Below are 20,459 nucleotides of genomic sequence, written 5' to 3' on the forward strand. Positions count from 1 at the left end.
AAACGTGAAACAATTTATCCTGCCTGAGAAAAGAAAACGGCCCAAAGAAAGGACCGTTCGTATCTCAAAAACCCAGTATCCCGTTCACTCAAAGCATCTTAAGTGAACGGTGTTACGCTTCGGCGGGTTTTTTTATGCCTGCACAACCGCAAATCAGAGCAACAGCGGCAACGTAGCACTAGCCGTTTGCTGATTGACCTCACTGTAATGCTCATCAAGACCGATAAGCGACGTGGTGAGCAGTTCAACCAACAGCATCACGCCAACTTTGGCATTCAACGCTCCCGCACTTAGCGGCCCTTCGGGTTTGGCGGCGACCAGTTGAATATCGCTAAGCGAAGCCAGCGGGCTGCGTGGAGTGTTGCTTAACGACAGCACCTGCACACCGCGTTTACGGGCCAGTTTCACCACATGCAGTAAGTCGCGAGTGGAGCCGGAACTGGAAATCGCAACCACCAGGGTGTTTTTCGTCAGCGTCGTCGCATTCATCGCCGCTCGATGCATATCGCTAAAAAGCTGTGCTGGTTTCCCAAGACGCAGCAGCTTGTAATGCAAATACTCGCCAAGGATCGCGCTGGCCGCCACGCCGTAGATTTGGACTGCATCTGCCTGATGCAGCGCCTGCGCGGCTTTCTCCAGCAACGCTCTGTCCAGCAGCTTCGCTGTGTCCTGCAACGCCTGAACGGATTCATTGACTACGTTATCAATGTCATCCCCGCTCCGCTGAGCCGGTTGTCCCTGCTGAATATCCAGCGCCAGCGCCATTTTAAATTCGTTATAGCCTTTACAACCCAGCGTGCGACACAGGCGGGTGACGCTGGCCTCGCTGGTGTCGCTTTCACGCGCCAGTTCGGTGATGGTCAGATACAACACCCTGGCCGGATCGCCCAGCACAAACTCCCCCAGCTTTTGCTGTGTCGGGCTGTAGCCGGAAACTCCCTGGCGCAGCCTCAACAGCAGATTTTCATTTTCTGACATGCAGGATCCTTAATGCGTTTCTCTGTGACTAGTGTGGCGGAAAGCAGGGGATCGATGCCAGTCATTTTAAAAAAGTATGATCGGCTTCCTGGTTTTCGGTGATAATTTTCACTTTAAATAATTTATATGGTAAAAATTTTCATTACAACGACAGGGGAATGAAAAAATGAATCAAATGTTCAGTGGCGCCTCCTCAGGGGCATGGTTTGAAAAGGCGCAGCGGTTCGGTAAATCGTTCATGCTGCCGATTGCGGTATTACCTGCGGCAGGGTTGCTGCTGGGGATTGGCGGCGCGTTATCCAATCCGAATACCTTAACGGCTTACCCCTTCCTGGATGTCGGCTGGTTACAGGCGATATTCACCATCATGAGCAGCGCTGGCTCCATTGTTTTCGCCAACCTCTCTGTGTTGTTTGCTGTGGGTGTCGCGGTTGGCCTGGCAAAAACCGACAAAGGTACCGCCGGGCTGGCGGCCCTGCTGGCGTTTCTGGTGATGAATGCCACGATCAACGCCTTGCTCATCCTCAATGGCACACTGGCTCATGAGAATCCCGGCGCGGTCGGGCAGGGCATGACGCTGGGCATTCAGACGCTCGAAACGGGTGTGTTTGGCGGGGTGGTGATTGGCCTGGTGACCTGCGCTCTGCATCATCGCTTTAATAAAATTGCGCTGCCGCAGTTCCTCGGCTTCTTCGGCGGCTCGCGCTTTGTGCCGATTATCAGTTCGCTGGCAGCGATACTGGTCGGTGCCATCATGACGGTGGTGTGGCCGCATTTTCAGAAACTGATTTTTGGCCTGGGCGGGCTGGTTGATGCCACAGGCTATCTCGGCACGCTGCTGTATGGCTTTATCCTGCGCATGCTCGGGCCCTTTGGTCTGCACCATATTTTCTATTTACCGTTCTGGACGACCGCACTTGGCGGCAGTGAAATCGTTAACGGGCAGCTGGTAGAAGGCACGCAGCGTATTTTCTTCGCCCAGTTAGCTGACCCGAACACTCAGCAGTTCTACGTTGGCACTTCCCGCTTTATGTCCGGGCGCTTCATCACCATGATGTTTGGCCTGATTGGAGTATGTCTGGCGATGTATCACACGGCGAAGCCGGAGAACAAAAAGCGCGTGGCGGGCCTGTTGTTATCCGCAGCGCTGACTTCTTTCCTGACCGGCATCACCGAGCCGATTGAGTTCTCCTTCCTGTTTGTTGCGCCTGTTCTGTACGTCATTCACGCCTTCTTCGACGGGCTGGCGTTTATGCTTGCCCACATTCTGCACATCACCATCGGTCAGACCTTCTCCGGCGGATTTATCGATTTCATCCTCTTCGGCGTGTTGCAGGGCGAAGCCAAAACCCACTGGATGTATGTGCCGCTGGTCGGCGTGCCCTGGTTCTTCCTGTACTACTTCACGTTCCGCTTCCTGATTAATCGCTTCGATTTTCTGACGCCTGGCCGTGAAAAAGAAAACATCGTCGAAAGTGCACTTCCGCAAAGTGAACGTGCGGCGGCAGTGATTGCCGGGCTGGGCGGGCGTGACAATCTGGAGGAAGTGGACTGCTGCGCGACACGCTTGCGCGTGACGGTTAAAGACGGTGGAAAGGTTAATCAGGAAGCATTGAAAGCCACAGGCGCACGAGGCGTTATCCTGCGCGGCAACGGAGTGCAGGTCATCTATGGCCCACATGTCACGATCATTAAAAACGAAGTAGAAGAGATTTTATCGTAATGAAAACTGTACTGGATACCCTCAAAGGAAAACTGATTGTCTCTTGTCAGGCGCTGGAACATGAACCGCTGCACAGCCCGTTTATCATGTCCCGAATGGCTGTCGCAGCAGAAGAAGGGGGGGCTGAGGGCATTCGTGCGAACAGCGTGGTCGATATTGCCGCCATCAGGCAGCAGGTGTCGCTGCCGGTGATTGGCATCATCAAGCGCGATTATCCTGACAGCAACGTGTTTATCACCGCCACGCTGAAAGAAGTGGATGAGCTGATGGGCGTCGGGCCGGAAATCATTGCGCTTGATGCCACCGCTCGCCCACGTCCTGACGGGCAAACACTGGCAGATTTAGTGGCGCAAATAAGGGCCCGTTATCCGTCATTGCTGCTGATGGCAGACATCTCAACGGTGGAAGAAGCTGTCACTGCGCAAGCACTCGGATTTGATTGCGTGGGCACCACGCTTTACGGTTACACGGCAGAAACAGCAGGCCACACGTTGCCGGAGAATGACTGCGCCTTCCTGCGCGAAGTGTTGGCTGCAGTGACGGTGCCTGTCGTGGCAGAAGGAAATGTTGAAACGCCAGAACTGGCGGCTCGTTGCCTGTCGCTTGGGGCGCATACTGTGGTTGTTGGCGGGGCGATTACCCGTCCTCAACAAATTACGGCGCGGTTTGCGGCGGCGATTAAATCCTGAGTGAAGAAAACCCGCCTCGGCGGGTTTTTTCTGCTTATTTGAAATCAACAGCCATCTGTTCGGGGATGGTCAGTTCGCGCGTAGTCTGCACGCAGCGGTCAATATAGTCGGTGAAACGCGGCGGTTTTGGCATCCCAAGACGCAACAGCTTGTCGTTACTGAAGCGCACGTTGAGCATCGCGAACGCGCCATACAGACGCATCGCTTTCAGCATCAGGCGTTCGTTGCACGGCCCAAAGATCCCTTTCAGTTCACGGCGCATTTTCACCAGCGTTTCGTAACTGACCTGGGCATATTTGTCGCTCACTGGCGCTTTCTCAAGTGCGGCAGCCATCGCGAAATCGATATCCGCAAAGCGAACGCTGTGTTCTTCACCCGCCGAAATATGCACCACTTCGCCACGCGCGAGATTGCCGGAGATCAACATCAGCAATGCGTCCGCGCAGTAGTCGACCGGGATAACGTCAATTCTGTCGTCAAGCGAGCACATGAATTTTTGCAGCATCAACGCCATGCTGAATACCCAGAAAATACTGCTGGAAGGACGGCAACCAAAACGAGTGTGGCCCACCACAATCGACGGTCGCGCAATCACTAAAGGCAATGTTGGGCACTGCTCACGCATCAGGCGCTCGATGGTGGATTTCGAGTGCGTATAGTCGACAAGATGCTCGGCGCGATCGTGAAACTCGCTGCTTTCCGCAACCAGTGAGTCTGGATCAGGCGCACAGGACATCGCGGTGCCCACATGCAGAAAGCGCTGTAAGCCCTTAACCTGCGCCATACGGCGAGCAAATTTGAGCGTACCTTCTACGTTCACTTTCCAGATAAGCGGATTGTTACCAAACGACGCAATAGCGGCAGAGTTCAGCACGTGCGTGACGCCGTCGAGGCGTGGATCGTCAAGGAAGCTCTCTGGCGTCGCCAGATCGCCCAACAGAATATGCTCTTCGCTGAGCCGCGCCAGTGCCGTTTCACTGACGCTGAATTTCCGCATGTTGTCCTTAACGCGCTCGATGGCCGCTTGCCGGTCGGAGGCTCTGACGAGTAAAAGGACCTTCACGTCATTTTGCTCATTCAGCACTTTTTCAAATACCGCCCCGCCAAGAAACCCCGTCACACCCGTAATCAATAACGTCTTCACGATAACAGTCTCGCATTGTTGAATCTGGCGATTGTAGTGAGCCGGATTTCAACGAGGCGTAAATGGCATTTGCCGATAGCAAGGAATAACCGGGTTGTTTACCCGCCGTTCAGAAATCTGCCGCGCAGCCGCTTGTCTCGCCCTGATGGGCTAAATCTGCGATAATTACGGTTTACCCCCTTATCAGAGATGACTATGCAGTACCCGATTAACGAAATGTTCCAGACCCTGCAAGGCGAGGGTTACTTCACTGGCGTGCCTGCCATCTTTATTCGACTGCAGGGATGCCCGGTAGGGTGCGCGTGGTGCGATACCAAACACACCTGGGATATGCTCGAGGATCGGGAAGTGTCTCTGTTCAGCATTCTGGCGAAGACCAAAGAGAGCGACAAATGGGGCGGAGCGACAGCAGAAGACCTGCTGACTGCCATTACCCGCCAGGGCTGGACGGCGCGCCATGTGGTGATCACCGGTGGCGAACCGTGCATCCACGATTTAACACCGCTCACCACGCTGCTTGAGCAGAACGGTTACAGCTGCCAGATTGAAACCAGCGGTACGCATGAAGTCCGTTGCTCTCACAGCACCTGGGTTACCGTGTCGCCGAAGGTGAACATGCGTGGCGGTTACGAAGTGTTGTCTCAGGCACTGCATCGCGCCGATGAGATCAAACACCCTGTTGGTCGTGTGCGTGACATCGAAGCGCTGGACGAATTGCTCGACACCTTGAGCGATGACAAACAGCGAGTCATCGCCCTGCAGCCCATCAGCCAGAAAGAAGATGCCACCCGTCTGTGCATTGAAACCTGTATCGCCCGTAACTGGCGTTTGTCGATGCAGACGCATAAGTATCTGAATATTGCCTGATACAAAAAGTTCGGTGGAAAAATGCCGGGTGGCGCAGGCGCTTACCCGGCCTACACTTCATTGTTTTTTGTAGGCCCGGTAAGGCGTAGCCGCCACCGGGCACTCTGCCCCAGGTAAACAATCAGGCATTCGACCAACTCTGAATTGCGTCCACGTTATCTAAATCCCCATGGAACACCTGGTACGATTTTTTCAGGATCGGGTCGGTGTGCTTCGTCAGCTCTTTGAAGATCCCTTTGTTCATGGCCTCATAGCGCGCCGCATGGGCTGCGACGGGCACAAACTCGTCTTTCACCCGTACCATGTTGTCAACGGCTTGCTGATAGGAAGAGTAGAGGCCAAGCCCGACGGCTGTGTTAATTGCCGCACCCAGGCTGGCGCAGCCGTTAATCACATTGCGTCTTGCGGGAAGATTAAAGACATCGGCAAAAATCTGCATAAACAGGTCGCTATTAGAGCCGCCGCCGGTGATGATGATTTGCTTCGCTGTGTGCTGCATCTCTTCGGTCATGTTGTCGAAGTTGTTCTTCAGCGTCAGGGCGATGCTTTCAAGAATCGAGCGGTAAATCCACGCATAGTCCATCGTGGCGTTGAAGCCAATCATGATCCCGCGTTTGTACGGTTCCCAGGGGTTGGTGAGCCAGTCGAGCACGGTCATCAGTCCGTCGCAGCCCGGTGGCACCTGGGCGGCCTTTTGGTTCAGCAAATCTTCCGGGGAAAGGTCCTGCGCCTTCGCATCCTGAATTAACGATTCGCCGAGCATGTCGCGCAGCCAGCTGACAGTCCACATCCCTTTGCGAATGCCATAGCCTTCATAAAGCAGCGTTTCCGGCACCGAAGACATGATAGGCCAGTAGGATTGCGGGTCTTTCGGCAGCGCTTTGCCGTTCATCATCAGCGCAATGTAAGTCCCGAGCGAAATGACCGCCGTCTCATCGTCCAGCAAGCCCGCACCGAGTGCTTCAACCGCTTTATCGCTGGTGCTACAAACCACAGGCAGGCCCTGAGGGAAACCAGTAAGTTGCGAGGCCTGTGCGGTGATATGGCCCAGCACCGTGCCCGGCATCTGCACATCAAACAGCATTTCGCGGGGGATATTAAATTTCGTGAAGACTTCCGCATCTTCACTCCAGTTCCAGGTTTTGTAATCCACCGGCCATTGCCCAAAATAGTTGGCAACGTTGTCTTTGCGCTCGCCGGTCAGTCGATGTGCCAGATAGCCTGAGAAAGACGTCACATACGCCACATCCGGGTTGGTATGTTCGTAAGGGCGGGTCACGCGGGAATCCTGCCAGCTGATCAACTGTGCGGCTGGCGTTCCATCTGCTTTTAACAACGCACGGCAGCAGCGAATCGAACCGAGACCAATGCCCACGATATCCGCTTTGTTGCCAGTGAACTGGCGCATCAAATCCTTGCCTGCCGAGCAGAGCGAGGTCCAGAGATCGTCATCGGGATGCTCAACCGTGTCGGCATCTGGCGTGTACATCGGCTGCAGCAAGCCTTTGCCTTCGCACACCACATTGCCTTCCAGGTCATACATCACCACTTTGGTACTCTGACTTCCGCCATCAATGCCAATGATGTACTTCTTAGCCATGCTCATTCTCCTTTAAATTAACAGCGTCACTCGCTAACCGCTTCGCTAGTCAGTGGCGCCTCGTTTTCGGTGCGCTGCGTGGCGCGAATTTTTCGGGCTAGCAGGAAGGTGAACACAATCACCATGCAGACGGCGCTCAGCCCCATCAACCACATATTTCGATACGCCTCTTCGGCAGGCAGGGTGTCCTGCCAGTGGCCGACCACAGGGTAGACAAACACGTCCGGCAGAAAGCCGATGACGGAGCAGATCCCAACGGTGGTGCCCATAATGAACGTCGGCGTTTTGGCTTCACCCGGGCAGGCAAAATAGAGGCCTCGTGAGGCATAGCACGTAAAGCCCAGCAGCAGGATCAGGCCAATGCCGATGACAACGGATTGGGGATTACTGTTGGTCATGAGCAAGGCAACCAACGTCAGGGCGCTGATAACCGAGAGGATCTGGATAACCCGAGTCGGGGATTTAACCCGGCTGTAGGTGGTGATAAGCCCGCCTAATGGGCCACACATCGCGCGGAAAATCTTGTTGATGACAATCCCCATGTAGCTCGCCGCAACCAGCGACATGCCGTACATTTCAGTCAGGTAGTTGGTGGAGTAGCTCAGGATCGCGTAGATGGTATACACGCCGAAGATGATCAGGCTGCAGTACCAGGTCGTGCTGATGCGTAAGACGGAAAGGATGTCTGAAAGCTGGAAGGTTTTCTTCTTCTCAGCACCAGGCGCCGACTCCTGGCTAACCCCGTCGCTGACGAAAAACCAGCACAGAAGACCCAGCAGAATATAGACCACGCTGTAAATCAGGATAACGGTCTTCAGGCTGTCAGGGTCGTCCGGTGCGAAACGAGAGAATGCCCACATGGTGAAGACCGCCAGTGACATCACACCGACACCGCGCAGGCCTTCCATCCAGCCCATGATCTTGCCCTGTTCGCTGTGATCGCCGAGCAGCGAGGCGGCTTTAATGGAGACCGACCAGAGCATCAGGATCGTGGTAATAGCAAAAGCCACCTGAATGGATAGCATTACCCAAAGTGGGGGATACGTTGCCATCACAAAGCCCAGTAAACCGGTGATTATCATGGCGGAGGTGATCATTTTACGGTGGGAGAATTTATCCGCAATAATCCCACTGGGCGCATAAAGAATAATAGCGGTAATACCGAAAGTGCTCATGATTAACCCAATTTCGGTATTGCTGAATCCCATAAATTTTGCCATCGGGATTTGGTAAATATAGCGTAAATAGGCCAGGTCAAAACTAACGCCCCCGCTAAAGCTTATAATAGCGAGGGTAATCCAACGTCGCCAGGGTGAGTGTTGCATCTTGTTATCTCGCGTTATTTAGTCTGTATGACAGACAAAAAAAAGAGAAAGGTAAACCACCCTTTGGAAGGCGGATTACTTTTCTCTTGGTCTCTAGTAATTGCCACCAGAAATAACATGGTCATGCTTTTTTAGGTGTGAGAATTATCACGCTTCTGAGGATTACTCTTTTCTGCTGAAGGTAAATTCTTGTCTGTGATATTCATCACATTAGCCGGGTGTCAGCCTGTGCTAAAAAATATCCCCAGTTACCAGAGAATATGAGAAAGGTGACTTCCCTCAAACCGGGGGAAGTTGCCTTTCTTTTTTTTTGCCTAAAGGATTTTGGAGCCCATTATGTCTGTTGAATCTTTAAACGCATTTTCCATGGATTTCTTCTCGCTCAAAGGTAAAACCGCCATTGTCACCGGAGGCAACAGCGGGCTGGGCCAGGCTTTTGCCATGGCGCTGGCGAAAGCAGGGGCTAACTTGTTTATCCCAAGCTTCATCAAGGACAACGGCGAAACCCGTGAGCTGATTGAGCAGCAGGGCGTTCAGGTTGAGTTCATGCAGGTCGACATCACCACCAAAGGCGCACCCCGCGACATCATCGCCACGTGCTGCGAACGCTTTGGTGGCGTCGACATTCTGGTCAACAACGCCGGGATTTGTAAGCTGAATAAGGTGCTGGATTTTGGTCGTGCCGACTGGGATCCAATGATTGACGTTAACCTGACTGCCGCTTTTGAATTAAGTCATGAAGCCGCAAAAATGATGATCCCGCAAAAGCACGGAAAAATTATCAATATCTGTTCGTTATTTTCTTATTTAGGTGGGCAATGGTCACCGGCTTATTCTGCCACGAAACATGCGTTAGCAGGTTTTACTAAAGCCTATTGCGATGAGTTGGGTCAGTACAATATTCAGGTCAATGGTATTGCGCCTGGTTATTATGCAACCGATATCACTTTAGCGACTCGCAGTAATCCGGAAACAAACCAACGGGTGTTAGATCATATTCCAGCCAATCGCTGGGGAGATACTCAGGATTTAATGGGCGCAATGGTATTTCTTTCCAGCCGAGCCTCTGATTACGTAAATGGTCATTTATTGGTCGTCGATGGTGGATATTTGGTCCGCTAATGCAGAGTAGTCTTATTGATATTGTTAGTTGAACAGGTGGTTCCTGCAATTTTCTATACTTACTTGAAAAAGGAAGCGTTATGTCTTTATCCCGCGAAGCCATTGTTGAACAGGTCAAAGAAATTGTTGGCCCCGCCCGTGTGGTCACCGATGAAACTGTTCTGAAGAAAAACAGCTATGACCGTTTCAGGAAGTACGCTGACATTCACGGTGTTTATACCTTACCCTTGCCGGCAGCGGTGGTGAAACTCGGTTCAACCGGGCAAGTTTCGCAAGTGCTGGCATTTATGAACGAGCACAAAATAGCTGCGGTTCCGAGAACGGGTGCATCCGCTACGGAAGGCGGGTTAGAAACGGTCGTCAAAGACACGCTGGTGCTTGATGGTTCCGGGATGAACAAGATTATCGATATCGACATCGAAAATATGCAAGCCACCGCGCAGTGCGGCGTGCCGCTGGAGGTTCTTGAAAACGCGCTGCGCGCCAAAGGGTACACCACCGGGCACTCGCCGCAGTCAAAACCGTTAGCGCAGATGGGCGGCCTGGTTGCCACTCGCAGCATTGGGCAGTTCTCCACGCTGTACGGCGCGATTGAAGATATGGTGGTTGGCCTGGAGGCTGTGCTGCCGGACGGCACCATCACCCGTATTAAGAACGTACCGCGCCGTGCGGCCGGGCCGGACATTCGCCACATCATTATCGGTAACGAAGGCGCACTGTGCTACATCACTGAAGTCACGGTGAAAATCTTCAAATACACCCCAGAAAACAATCTCTTCTACGGCTACATTCTTGATGAGATGAAGACCGGGTTTGAGATCCTGCGCGAAGTGATGGTTGAAGGTTATCGTCCGTCGATTGCTCGCTTGTATGACGCCGAAGATGGCACGCAGCACTTCACCCATTTTGCTGATGGCAAATGCGTGCTGATCTTCATGGCTGAAGGGAATCCGCGTATGGCGCGTGCGACCGGCGAAGGCATTGCCGAGATCGTGGCTCGCTACCCACAGTGCACTCGCGTTGACAGTAAGCTGATTGAAAACTGGTTCAATCATCTCAACTGGGGCCCTGAAAAAGTGGCAGCGGAACGCGTACAAATCCTCAAAACCGGCAACATGGGCTTCACCACAGAAGTGTCCGGCGACTGGAGCAGCATCAACGAAATCTACGAACGTGTGATCCACCGTATTCGCACGGAGTTCCCGCACGCAGACGACATCACCATGCTTGGCGGACACTCGTCCCATAGCTACATCAACGGCACCAACATGTACTTCGTCTATGACTACAACGTGGTGGACTGCAAGCCGGAAGAGGAAATCGACAAGTACCACAATCCGCTGAACAAAATCATCTGCGAAGAGACCATTCGTCTGGGTGGCTCCATGGTGCACCACCACGGTATTGGCAAGCACCGTGTGCACTGGGCGAAAGCCGAGCACGGCAGCGCCTGGGCACTCCTGGAAGGGCTGAAAAAGCAGTTCGACCCGAATGGCATCATGAACCCAGGAACGATCTACCCGATTGAAAAATAATCACCCTCACGGCTTCTCTTCGCGGGAAGCCGTTCTCATTTTTAAGGGGGAGCCATGAGCGCGTCACCTGTTCGCATGGACGATCTGCCGCTAACCCGATTTCACTGGCGTATTGCCGGGCTGACCTTTGGCGCGCATCTGACTGATGGCTACGTGCTTGGCGTCATCGGCTACGCGATTATCCCGCTTCAGTCGCAAATGCAGTTGACCCCGTTACTGGAAGGGTTGATTGGCGGCTCGGCGCTGTTTGGCCTGTTTCTCGGCAGCCTGATACTCGGTTGGATTTCTGACCATATTGGTCGCCAGCGTATCTTCACGTTCAGCTTTCTGCTGATCACGCTGGCCTCTTTTTTGCAGTTCTTTGTGACCTCACCAGAACAACTTATTTTCCTGCGCGTGCTGATAGGCTTTGGCCTTGGCGGCGATTACTCCGTCGGGCATACGCTGCTGGCCGAGTTCTCTCCAAAACGCTATCGCGGCATGCTGCTCGGCGCGTTCAGCGTGGTCTGGACGTTTGGCTATGTGCTGGCGAGCGTGGCCGGGCATCACTGGATTAACAGCGATCCGGAAGCCTGGCGTTGGCTGCTGGCTTCTGCGGCGCTGCCGGCGTTGGCCATCACGCTGCTGCGAATGGGCACGCCCGAATCGCCACGCTGGCTGATGCGTCAGGGGCGAATAACCGAAGCCCATGCCGTGGTGAGACGTTTTCTGGGGGCGAATGTCTTACCTGGGGATGAGATTTCCGGGGTGACAACGCGCCATTTTAGTACGCTATTTTCAGCCCGTTACTGGCGGAGAACCGCATTTAACAGCCTGTTCTTTATCTGCCTGGTGGTGCCGTGGTTCGTGATTTATACCTGGCTGCCCACTATCGCTTTGACTATCGGTCTTGAAGACGCGATGACCGCGAGCCTTATCCTCAACAGCCTGCTTATTGTTGGCGCGCTGCTTGGCCTGGTGTTGACGTGGTGGCTGACTCGCCGCCAGTTTTTGATTGGCAGTTTTCTGCTGTTAGCCATCGTGCTGACGGTGCTGGCGTATACGCCGGCCAGCAACAGCGCGCTGATCCTGCTGCTGTTCGTGTTGTTCAGCATGGCTATCTCAGCCGCGAGCAATCTGGTGGGCATTCTGCCTGCCGAAAGTTTCCCGACAGATATTCGCTCGCTCGGCGTTGGGTTTGCTACCTCCATGAGCCGTCTTGGTGCGGCCATTGGTACGGGCCTTTTGCCGGTTGCGCTTACAGTCTGGGGCATGAGAAGCACTCTTTTGATGCTGGTGGCGGTGCTGATTATTGGGCTGATTGTTTCGCTGCTCTGGGCACCGGAAACCAAAAACTTGTCGCTGGTGGAGGCGGCAGATTTACCGCCAAAGCCACAGGGAAAGATCAATGAACATTCTGTTGGCGTTTAAAGCCGAACCGGATCTGGCGATGCTGGCGGAAGCCGACTGGCAGGCGGCAACGCAAGGGGTCACAGGCCCCGACTCAGCTTTAATGCGAGTGGCGATGGGCAATGATGAGCAAGGCGCGGCAGAGCTGATGCTTCAGGCGCGTGAAATCGACCCGGATTTAACGCTGAATGCGGTTACGCTGGGCGATACTCGTGCACTTCCCGCACTACGGCTACTTGCGGCACTCGGGTTCGAAGATCTCACTTTGATACAGGCTGAGCGAGATCTCCGGTTTTCCGCCGCTTTCGTCGCAGAGCAACTGGCTAATCACGCCCGGAAAACAGAGGCGCGTTTAGTGCTGCTGGGCACGCAAAGCAGCGAAGGGCAAAACGGTCAGACAGGCTGGCTGCTGGCAGAAATGCTGGGCTGGCCGTGTCTGTCGCAGGTGACAGGACTCAGCCAGACAGCGCAAGGGTTTGCAGTAGAGTGCGAAGACACAGAGCAGCGCAGTCTGTGGCAGGTGAATAACCCGGCGGTGCTGATGGTTCAAAATCGCGGGCAGCTGGCGCTGAGAGTGCCGGGGATGAGAGCGAAAATGGCCGCAGCAAAAGCAGATATCAGGCAACTAAACTGTGAGCCTTCGTTGCCTGAAGAGTTTCACTGCAAGGCCTTAACGCGCAGCATCCAGCACCGTGAAGGCATGCTTATCAGAGAGCAAACGCCACAGGACGCCGCCCGACGTTTATGGCGTGACTATCTCGCCGCAAGGAGGCAGTCATGAAGATTGCGCTTGTTCTGCTCAGCGCCGAAGAACAATCCACGTTCGCCGCATTCATTGCGGATAATTCGTTGACAGATTCCCAGATTACCTGCTGGCGAGTACCGAATAACAACGCATCAAGTGAAGCCATGCTGGCGGCGCTGGAGGCGGAATACAGGGCCTCCCCAGTGGACATCCTTCTGTTCCCTTCGACGATGAAAGGCGACGAGCTTGCCACGCGGCTGGCCTGGCGGCTTAAGGGAAGTGCGGTATGCCAGGCGCTGGCTTATGATGTGGCGCAAAAGACGGTGACCAAAGCCGTGTACGGAAATGGCCTGTTGGCCGCGCTTGAGGTGCAGCGTTTTCCTCTTTGTTTGTCGCTCTCTCGTCAGTTACCGCAGCAAGATGGCACTCTTTCGTTGCAACCCGAAGAGAGCCCTCTCGAGACAGTTTCTCAGCCCAGAGAATTGCCCGCGCCGCAGATCCTCACTAAATCACAGCATCCGCTGCAAACGGCGAAATGGGTGCTGGCGACCGGGCAGGGCGCAGCAGGCGATGCTTTTCAACAACTGGCTACGGCGCTTGGCGTAGAGCAGGGTTTTACGCGGCAGCGGGTGATGGCGGGCGGCTGCGATGAACAGCGAATGATCGGCATTTCCGGGCAGAGTATTGCCCCGGAAGTGTGCTTGATCGCCGGGGCGTCCGGCGCATCCGCGTTTATGGCGGGCGTGCAGCAAAGTCGGCTGATTGTTGCCATTAATCACGATCCCGCCGCGCCAGTTTTTGCCGCAGCGGATGTAGGTATTGTGGGAGATGCCGAGGAAGTGCTGACGGCGCTTGTGCAGTGTGTCGGGCAAGCTTGACGCTGTTGTAGGCCCGTGCAAGCGCAGCGCCGCCGGGCGAGGTTAATTCAGCTTTTTAGCCAGTTTCCACACGTCGATATTGGTCGTCGACAACGCAGCTACGCCTGCTGCAATCGCATTGCGGGCATCTTCTTCATCGCACACCAGACCGCCTGCAATCAGCGGCTGGCGGACTTTCTCTGTCACCCAGTTCAGCACTTTCGGCATACAGCCCGGTAAGATTTCAATGCAGTCAGCGTTGGATTGCGCGACCTGTTTATCGATGTTGTGGAAGGAGATGGAGTCGACGATAAACAACCGATGGATGCAGAAATACCCCTCAGCCCTGGCGGCTTTCAGCATGTTCGGCTTGGTGCTGATTATCCCGTCTGCCTGGGTCACCAGCTTCAAAAACTGAATCACCACCTCTTTATTGGAGGCACCTTCCAGTAAATCGACGTGGATGAAGCAGAATTTCCCCGCCAGTTTGATCTTCTGCACAATCCCGGTAATGGTGCAGATATTGCCGTACAGCACCGAAATAAACTGGCAATCGGACTCAATCGCCAGCTGCAGGCTGGCATTATCTTTGACCGCGGCGATCACCGGGTTTTGTCTCAGCAGGTGAAGTAAAGGCACACAGACATCCTTACAGTGGTTAACCAAAACGCAGGGTGATCCCCGCGCCAGAAGAGGGGTATTGCCAGTCGCTCAGCGAGTCTTGCCCGGCAATCAGCCGGCAGCAGCCGCACTCAAGGCAGCCCTGAAAATGCACATTTACCCTGCCATCGGCATCACGCTTAAACAACCCGGCGGGGCAGATTTTTTCCAGCAACGCACACTGTTCGTCACTCAACGATTCACGCACGGCGATATGAGAAGTGTTTGCGGGGTGATAACAATTTCTTGTAAGACTTTCGTTTACAGACACTTCAGGCTCCTCACAATATCAGCCCCTAACCGTAGTGGGCCGAAACGACGGCTTTGACGCAGCAGCGTTTGCCTCAACGCCGGGTTAGCATCGGCTTCTGCCCTCGTCATTTCCTGCAACACAGCCTGAGTGAACGTGGGCCACTGGCGGTACCAGCTTTCGCGCTGGAGCAGGTCAGGAACGTGCTGATAGCGCTTGAGCTGCTGCCAGAGCGCACTGCGAGTCAGATGCTGATCGTAGCGCTGATGCAGGGGTTTTCCCGGCGACTGAAAGTGCGAAATAAGCGCCCCGGCGGCGGCTTTGGCATTCAGGATCGCCATGTCCATGCCTCGAACAGTCAGCCCGGTATTGATGCAGGTGCGGAGCGTATCGCCGAGCAGCATCCAGCCTTCCCCGGCTCGTTGCAGCGGCAGACTGTTCAGGCCACCTTCGGGTACCAGATGTGCGCCGTATTCCAGCGTTTCCGTGTCGCGTACCAAAGGCCGAATCGCCGGGTGATTTTTCAGTTTCGCCAGCAGAGCAGAGGCTTCACCCGGGCCATTACGCAAAGAGGTGAGCGGGGCGACCACGCCCAGAGACAGGGTTTGTTTATTGGTATACAGAAATGCGCCAGCGGGTTTTGTGCCGCAAATTTGCCCGCTGAACAGCCAGGCCGCGCCCTGATTGGCTTCCAGGTGGAAACGTTCATGGATTCGGCCGCTTTCCAGCGACAACGTTTCTTTAATGCCCAGCGCCATGCTGTTTAACTCAGGACGCGCAACTAACCCGTGTTGCTCGGCAAGCAGGCTGTTAGCGCCTTCGGCCACGACCACAACGTTGGATTTGAGGATGTCGTCTTCACAAATGACGCCCGCAACCCGCCCATTTTCACGATAAAGCGATTCTGCCGTCACGCCGCACAAAAGCTGCGCGCCTGCCGCTTCAGCCTGAGCCGCAAGCCACGGATCGAAACGGGCGCGAAGTATGCTCCAGGACGGGCTGACCGGGTTCTGCCCGCCAAGGGTTGTGCCGCCATCGGCAGTCAGCAGCGTGAAGTTTTCGCGAGCGATAGCGCGCTCAAGCGGGGCGTGTTGCTGAAAATCAGGAAGGATGTCGGCGAGGGCGTAACCATACAGTCTGCCGCCGGAGAGATTTTTGCTGCCAGGCTGTTCGCTGCGTTCCAGCAGCAGAACCGACAACCCGGCGCGGGCACAAAGCAGGGCGCAGGTGGAACCTGCTATCCCTGCGCCGATAATAATAACGTCGAAATCGTCCGCCACCTTGCGCTCCTTTTCCTCAGAGCGCACACCCTACCATGACGGGTTTAGAGGGTGTTTGACCGCTGCCGCAAAGGCAACAATCACTCGCCGCGATAAATGCAGCCAGCGGTGCAGGTTTCTTTGATCATCACCGCGCTAAGCAACGGCACCAGCGGTTTGATTTCATTCCAAATCCACTTCGCCAGCACTTCGCTGGTTGGGTTTTCAAGACCAGGGATGTCATTCAGATAGTAGTGATCCAGACGATCGTAAGTCGGTTTAAACGCGGCCTTCAGCTCAGCGAAGTCCATGATCCAGCCTGTATGCGGGTCAACCTCGCCGGTAATTTCCAGACGCACCATAAAGGAGTGTCCGTGCAGGCGACCGCACTTATGGCCTTCCGGCACGTGCGGCAGGTGGTGAGCAGCTTCAAACATAAAATCTTTAAACAGGGTGGTGGACATCATGAACTCTCGAAAAATGCGGAAAAAACCGGCGAATCTTACCGCAAAGGGCGTTTTTTCGCATTAACTAAAACCGCCATTAAAACGAGCTCCGCGGTGAGACGGCATGACTCCCTGAAAAAAAGAGAAATATCATAGAGATAGTTAACCAGTTTTGCCGATAAAACTGATGACTAAAACAGGTTAGTCCATTTGGTTATTTAATATTTCCATCCCTTCTTTAATTGTTATTATTCCTGCCGTTAACCTTACTGTTACTTGAGTTATTACGATAAAAATTGGCTCTGCTACTGGAACATAACAACGCATGACGACACAGGCCCCACCTTCCGCTTTGCTACCGTTAAACCCGGAGCAACTGGCACGCCTGCAGGCGGCCACGACCGATCTTTCACCGACGCAGCTTGCGTGGGTCTCCGGCTATTTCTGGGGCATGCTCAATCAGCAGCCCGGCGCAACCGTGGCGGCAACGCCTGCGGCGGTTGAAGCTCCGGCCATCACGCTGATTTCCGCTTCACAAACCGGCAATGCTCGCCGCGTGGCAGAACAGCTTCGTGATGATTTGCTGGCGGCCAAACTAAACGTCAACCTGGTGAATGCGGGCGACTATAAATTCAAGCAAATCGCTCAGGAAAAACTGCTGGTGGTGGTGACGTCGACTCAGGGCGAAGGTGAGCCGCCGGAAGAAGCCGTTGCGTTGCATAAATTCCTGTTCTCGAAAAAAGCGCCGAAACTCAACGGCACCGCATTTGCGGTGTTTGGTCTGGGCGATACGTCCTATGAATTCTTCTGCCAGTCCGGTAAAGACTTCGACAGCAAACTGGCTGAACTGGGCGCCGAACGCTTGCTGGATCGCGTAGATACTGACGTTGAATATCAGGCGGCGGCGGCAGAATGGCGCGAACGCATCGTTGACGTGCTGAAAGCCCGTGCGCCAAAAGAGACTCCCGCTCAGGCTGCATTGACGGCCACAGGCGTGGTGAATGAAGTTCACTCCAGCCCGTACACCAAAGAAGCGCCGCTGACCGCGACGCTTTCTGTGAATCAAAAAATCACCGGACGTGATTCCGAAAAAGACGTGCGTCACATCGAAATCGATCTGGCTGATTCAGGTTTGCGCTATCAGCCGGGCGATGCATTGGGCGTCTGGTATCAGAACGACGCAGCTCTGGTTCAGGAACTGGCTGAGCTGCTGTGGCTGAAAGGCACCGAAACCGTCACTGTCCACGGTAAAGAAATGCCGCTGAGTGAAGCGCTGGAGTGGCATCTCGAATTGACGGTCAACACCGGCAACATCGTGGAAAATTACGCCACGCTGACCCGCAGCGAATCATTGTTGCCGCTGGTGGGCGATAAGACGAAATTGCAGCACTACGCCGCAACGACGCCGATCGTGGATATGGTGCGTTTCTCCCCGGCACAGCTTGATGCGCAAGCGCTGGTGGATTTACTGCGTCCACTCACGCCGCGTCTTTATTCCATTGCCTCTTCTCAGGCTGAAGTGGAAACCGAAGTTCACGTGACCGTTGGCGTAGTGCGTTATGACATCGAAGGCCGGGCGCGTACCGGCGGCGCTTCCAGCTTCCTCGCCGATCGCGTGGAAGAAGACGGCGAAGTGCGCGTGTTCATCGAGCATAACGATAACTTCCGTCTGCCAGCGAACCCGCAAACGCCGGTCATCATGATTGGCCCGGGTACCGGGATTGCGCCGTTTCGTGCGTTCATGCAGCAGCGTGCCGCAGACGGTGCGGAGGGCAAAAACTGGCTGTTCTTCGGCAACCCGCACTTCACCGACGATTTCCTCTATCAGGTGGAATGGCAGCGTCTGGTCAAAGACGGCGTGCTGAGCAACATCTCTCTGGCCTGGTCCAGAGATCAAAAAGAAAAAATCTACGTACAAGACAAACTGCGCGAACAGGGCGCAGAGCTGTGGCGCTGGATCAATGACGGTGCCCACATTTATGTCTGCGGCGACGCTAATCGCATGGCGAAAGACGTCGAGCAGGCAATGCTTGAAGTGATTGCTGAATTTGGTGCAATGGACGCCGAAGCGGCAGACGATTATTTAAGTGAGCTGCGCGTAGAGCGCCGTTATCAGCGAGATGTCTACTAATGAGCGAAAAACACCCAGGCCCTTTAGTGGTCGAAGGCAAGCTGTCAGACACCGAACGTCTGAAAAAAGAGAGCAACTATCTTCGCGGGACTATCGCGGAAGATTTGCATGACGGCCTGACGGGCGGCTTCAACGGCGATAACTTCCTGCTGATCCGTTTCCACGGTATGTATCAGCAGGATGACCGCGATATTCGCGCAGAGCGTGCAGAACAAAAGCTGGAGCCGCGTCATGCCATGATGCTGCGCTGCCGTCTGCCGGGCGGGATCATCACCACCAGACAGTGGCAGGCGATCGACAAATTTGCTGAGAACAACACGATCTACGGCAGCATTCGCCTGACTAACCGTCAGACGTTCCAGTTTCACGGCATACTGAAAAAGAACGTCAAACCCGCGCACCAGATGCTGAATGAAGTCGGCCTGGACGCGCTGGCCACCGCCAATGACGTGAACCGCAACGTGCTTTGCACCTCGAACCCGGTGGAGTCTGAGCTGCACGCCGAAGCGTACGAATGGGCGAAAAAGCTCTCTGAGCATTTGCTGCCGCGTACCCGCGCTTATGCAGAGATCTGGCACGATCAGCAAAAAGTGGCAACAACCGACGAAGAGCCGATCCTGGGCGAAACCTATTTGCCGCGTAAGTTTAAAACGACGGTCGTGATCCCGCCGCAGAACGACGTGGATCTGCACGCCAACGACATGAACTTTGTCGCGGTCGCCGAGAACGGCAAACTGGTGGGCTTCAACCTGCTGGTGGGCGGCGGTTTATCTATCGATCACGGTAATAAGAAAACCTACGCCCGCACCGCGAGCGAATTTGGTTTCCTGCCGCTGGAGCACACGCTTGCCGTGGCGGAAGCGGTGGTCACCACCCAGCGTGACTGGGGTAACCGTACCGACCGTAAAAATGCCAAAACCAAATACACCCTGGAACGCGTCGGCGTAGACGTGTTTAAGGCTGAAGTTGAACGTCGCGCAGGGATGACCTTCGCCCCGATTCGTCCGTATGAATTTACCGGACGCGGCGATCGCATCGGCTGGGTGAAAGGCATCGACAGCAAATGGCACCTGACGCTGTTCATCGAGAACGGCCGTATTCTGGATTATCCGGGCCGCCCGCTTAAAACCGGTCTGCTGGAGATAGCGAAGATCCACAAAGGTGATTTCCGCCTGACTGCGAACCAGAACCTGATTATCGCAGGCGTGCCGGAAAGCCAGAAGGCGAAGATTGAGAAACTCGCGCAAGAGCATGGGTTAATGAACGCCGTGAAGCCGCAGCGTGAAAACTCAATGGCCTGCGTGGCATTCCCAACCTGTCCGCTGGCGATGGCCGAAGCTGAGCGTTTCCTGCCTTCCTTTATCGATAAAGTGGAAGCGGTCATGGAACGTCACGGCGTGGGCGAGGAACACATTGTTCTGCGTGTGACGGGCTGCCCGAACGGCTGTGGCCGTGCACTGCTGGCAGAGTTAGGGCTGGTAGGTAAAGCGCCGGGTCGCTACAACCTGCATCTGGGCGGCAACCGCATGGGCACGCGTATTCCGCGGATGTACCGCGAGAACATCACCGAATCTGAGATTCTGGATTCTGTGGACGAGCTGGTGGGCCGCTGGGCGAAAGAACGTGAAGCCAATGAAGGCTTCGGCGATTTCACCGTGCGTGCCGGGATTGTGCGGCCTGTGCTCGATCCCGCTCGCGATTTCTGGGAATAACATTTTTTACCCTCACCCCGACCCTCT

17 protein-coding genes and 1 pseudogene are annotated in these 20,459 nt (G+C 54.7%); 10 read left to right on the forward strand and 8 right to left on the reverse strand.

From position 1 onward, the window contains the following. Positions 1–153 precede the first annotated feature (153 nt). The gene (locus ACRCWW_RS02520; RefSeq protein WP_438680987.1) at positions 154–978 is read right to left on the reverse strand and encodes a MurR/RpiR family transcriptional regulator; all 825 of its coding nucleotides are present in this window, start codon (positions 976–978) and stop codon (positions 154–156) included. 166 nt (positions 979–1,144) lie between these two features. Here ACRCWW_RS02520 and ACRCWW_RS02525 point away from each other — a divergent pair, with 166 nt between their 5' ends. Both ACRCWW_RS02525 and ACRCWW_RS02530 read left to right on the forward strand, forming a co-directional pair. Next, positions 1,145–2,701 (forward strand): PTS transporter subunit EIIC, encoded by a 1,557-nt coding sequence (locus tag ACRCWW_RS02525; protein WP_438680988.1) that lies wholly within the window; start codon positions 1,145–1,147, stop codon positions 2,699–2,701. After that, on the forward strand, positions 2,701–3,390 hold the full coding sequence (locus tag ACRCWW_RS02530) for an N-acetylmannosamine-6-phosphate 2-epimerase (RefSeq protein WP_438680989.1): 690 nt from the start codon (positions 2,701–2,703) through the stop codon (positions 3,388–3,390). The genes ACRCWW_RS02525 and ACRCWW_RS02530 overlap by 1 nt, the downstream gene beginning before the upstream one ends. Before the next feature lie 34 nt (positions 3,391–3,424). On the opposite strand, the gene ACRCWW_RS02535 is transcribed toward ACRCWW_RS02530, so the two are convergent. Beyond that, positions 3,425–4,534 (reverse strand): SDR family oxidoreductase, encoded by a 1,110-nt coding sequence (locus tag ACRCWW_RS02535; RefSeq protein ID WP_438680990.1) that lies wholly within the window; start codon positions 4,532–4,534, stop codon positions 3,425–3,427. A 195-nt stretch (positions 4,535–4,729) separates the two neighbouring features. Between ACRCWW_RS02535 and queE the strand changes: the two genes are divergently transcribed. After that, positions 4,730–5,401 carry a 7-carboxy-7-deazaguanine synthase QueE gene (queE, locus tag ACRCWW_RS02540; protein WP_438680991.1) on the forward strand — a complete coding sequence of 224 codons (672 nt, stop codon included), beginning with the start codon at positions 4,730–4,732 and terminating at the stop codon, positions 5,399–5,401. A gap of 121 nt (positions 5,402–5,522) precedes the next feature. Here queE and ACRCWW_RS02545 read toward each other — a convergent pair whose 3' ends face one another. Together ACRCWW_RS02545 and ACRCWW_RS02550 are read right to left on the reverse strand one after the other, a co-directional pair. Further along, on the reverse strand, positions 5,523–7,001 hold the full coding sequence (locus tag ACRCWW_RS02545) for an FGGY-family carbohydrate kinase (protein WP_438680992.1): 1,479 nt from the start codon (positions 6,999–7,001) through the stop codon (positions 5,523–5,525). 26 nt (positions 7,002–7,027) lie between these two features. Further along, positions 7,028–8,326, reverse strand: a complete 1,299-nt coding sequence (locus tag ACRCWW_RS02550; RefSeq protein ID WP_438680993.1) for an MFS transporter — start codon at positions 8,324–8,326, stop codon at positions 7,028–7,030. A 336-nt stretch (positions 8,327–8,662) separates the two neighbouring features. On the opposite strand from ACRCWW_RS02550, the gene ACRCWW_RS02555 reads away from it, so the two are divergent. The 5 genes and pseudogenes from ACRCWW_RS02555 (at position 8,663) to ACRCWW_RS02575 (ending at position 13,995) form a co-directional block, all read left to right on the forward strand. Then, complete coding sequence (locus tag ACRCWW_RS02555; protein ID WP_438680994.1) at positions 8,663–9,448, forward strand: SDR family oxidoreductase; 786 nt, start codon at positions 8,663–8,665, stop codon at positions 9,446–9,448. Between the two features lie 80 nt (positions 9,449–9,528). After that, positions 9,529–10,983, forward strand: a complete 1,455-nt coding sequence (locus ACRCWW_RS02560; RefSeq protein WP_438680995.1) for an FAD-binding oxidoreductase — start codon at positions 9,529–9,531, stop codon at positions 10,981–10,983. Positions 10,984–11,028: 45 nt separating this feature from the next. Continuing rightward, positions 11,029–12,393: pseudogene (locus ACRCWW_RS02565) on the forward strand (MFS transporter); the annotation flags it as partial. Beyond that, complete coding sequence (locus tag ACRCWW_RS02570; protein ID WP_438680996.1) at positions 12,371–13,153, forward strand: electron transfer flavoprotein subunit beta/FixA family protein; 783 nt, start codon at positions 12,371–12,373, stop codon at positions 13,151–13,153. The pseudogene ACRCWW_RS02565 and the gene ACRCWW_RS02570, both read left to right, overlap by 23 nt. Continuing rightward, positions 13,150–13,995, forward strand: a complete 846-nt coding sequence (locus tag ACRCWW_RS02575; protein WP_438680997.1) for an electron transfer flavoprotein subunit alpha/FixB family protein — start codon at positions 13,150–13,152, stop codon at positions 13,993–13,995. The genes ACRCWW_RS02570 and ACRCWW_RS02575 overlap by 4 nt, the downstream gene beginning before the upstream one ends. Positions 13,996–14,037: 42 nt before the next feature. Here the strand turns inward: ACRCWW_RS02575 and ACRCWW_RS02580 are convergent, their stop codons facing one another. The 4 genes from ACRCWW_RS02580 to queD form a co-directional block, all read right to left on the reverse strand. Further along, entirely contained in the window at positions 14,038–14,613 is a 576-nt protein-coding gene (locus tag ACRCWW_RS02580) for a glycerol-3-phosphate responsive antiterminator (protein WP_438680998.1), read from the reverse strand. Positions 14,614–14,632: 19 nt separating this feature from the next. Further along, the gene (locus ACRCWW_RS02585) at positions 14,633–14,905 is read right to left on the reverse strand and encodes a ferredoxin family protein (RefSeq protein ID WP_438680999.1); all 273 of its coding nucleotides are present in this window, start codon (positions 14,903–14,905) and stop codon (positions 14,633–14,635) included. Next, entirely contained in the window at positions 14,896–16,164 is a 1,269-nt protein-coding gene (locus ACRCWW_RS02590) for an FAD-dependent oxidoreductase (protein ID WP_438681000.1), read from the reverse strand. Before ACRCWW_RS02590 ends, ACRCWW_RS02585 begins: the two co-directional genes overlap by 10 nt. A gap of 80 nt (positions 16,165–16,244) precedes the next feature. After that, on the reverse strand, positions 16,245–16,610 hold the full coding sequence (gene queD / locus ACRCWW_RS02595; RefSeq protein WP_438681001.1) for a 6-carboxytetrahydropterin synthase QueD: 366 nt from the start codon (positions 16,608–16,610) through the stop codon (positions 16,245–16,247). Between the two features lie 304 nt (positions 16,611–16,914). On the opposite strand from queD, the gene cysJ reads away from it, so the two are divergent. Both cysJ and cysI read left to right on the forward strand, forming a co-directional pair. Continuing rightward, entirely contained in the window at positions 16,915–18,720 is a 1,806-nt protein-coding gene (cysJ, locus tag ACRCWW_RS02600; protein ID WP_438681002.1) for an NADPH-dependent assimilatory sulfite reductase flavoprotein subunit, read from the forward strand. Continuing rightward, entirely contained in the window at positions 18,720–20,432 is a 1,713-nt protein-coding gene (gene cysI / locus ACRCWW_RS02605; protein ID WP_438681003.1) for an assimilatory sulfite reductase (NADPH) hemoprotein subunit, read from the forward strand. The genes cysJ and cysI overlap by 1 nt, the downstream gene beginning before the upstream one ends. Positions 20,433–20,459 lie beyond the last annotated feature (27 nt).

The sequence above is a fragment of the Scandinavium sp. genome (assembly GCF_051650185.1).
GTDB lineage: Bacteria > Pseudomonadota > Gammaproteobacteria > Enterobacterales > Enterobacteriaceae > Scandinavium.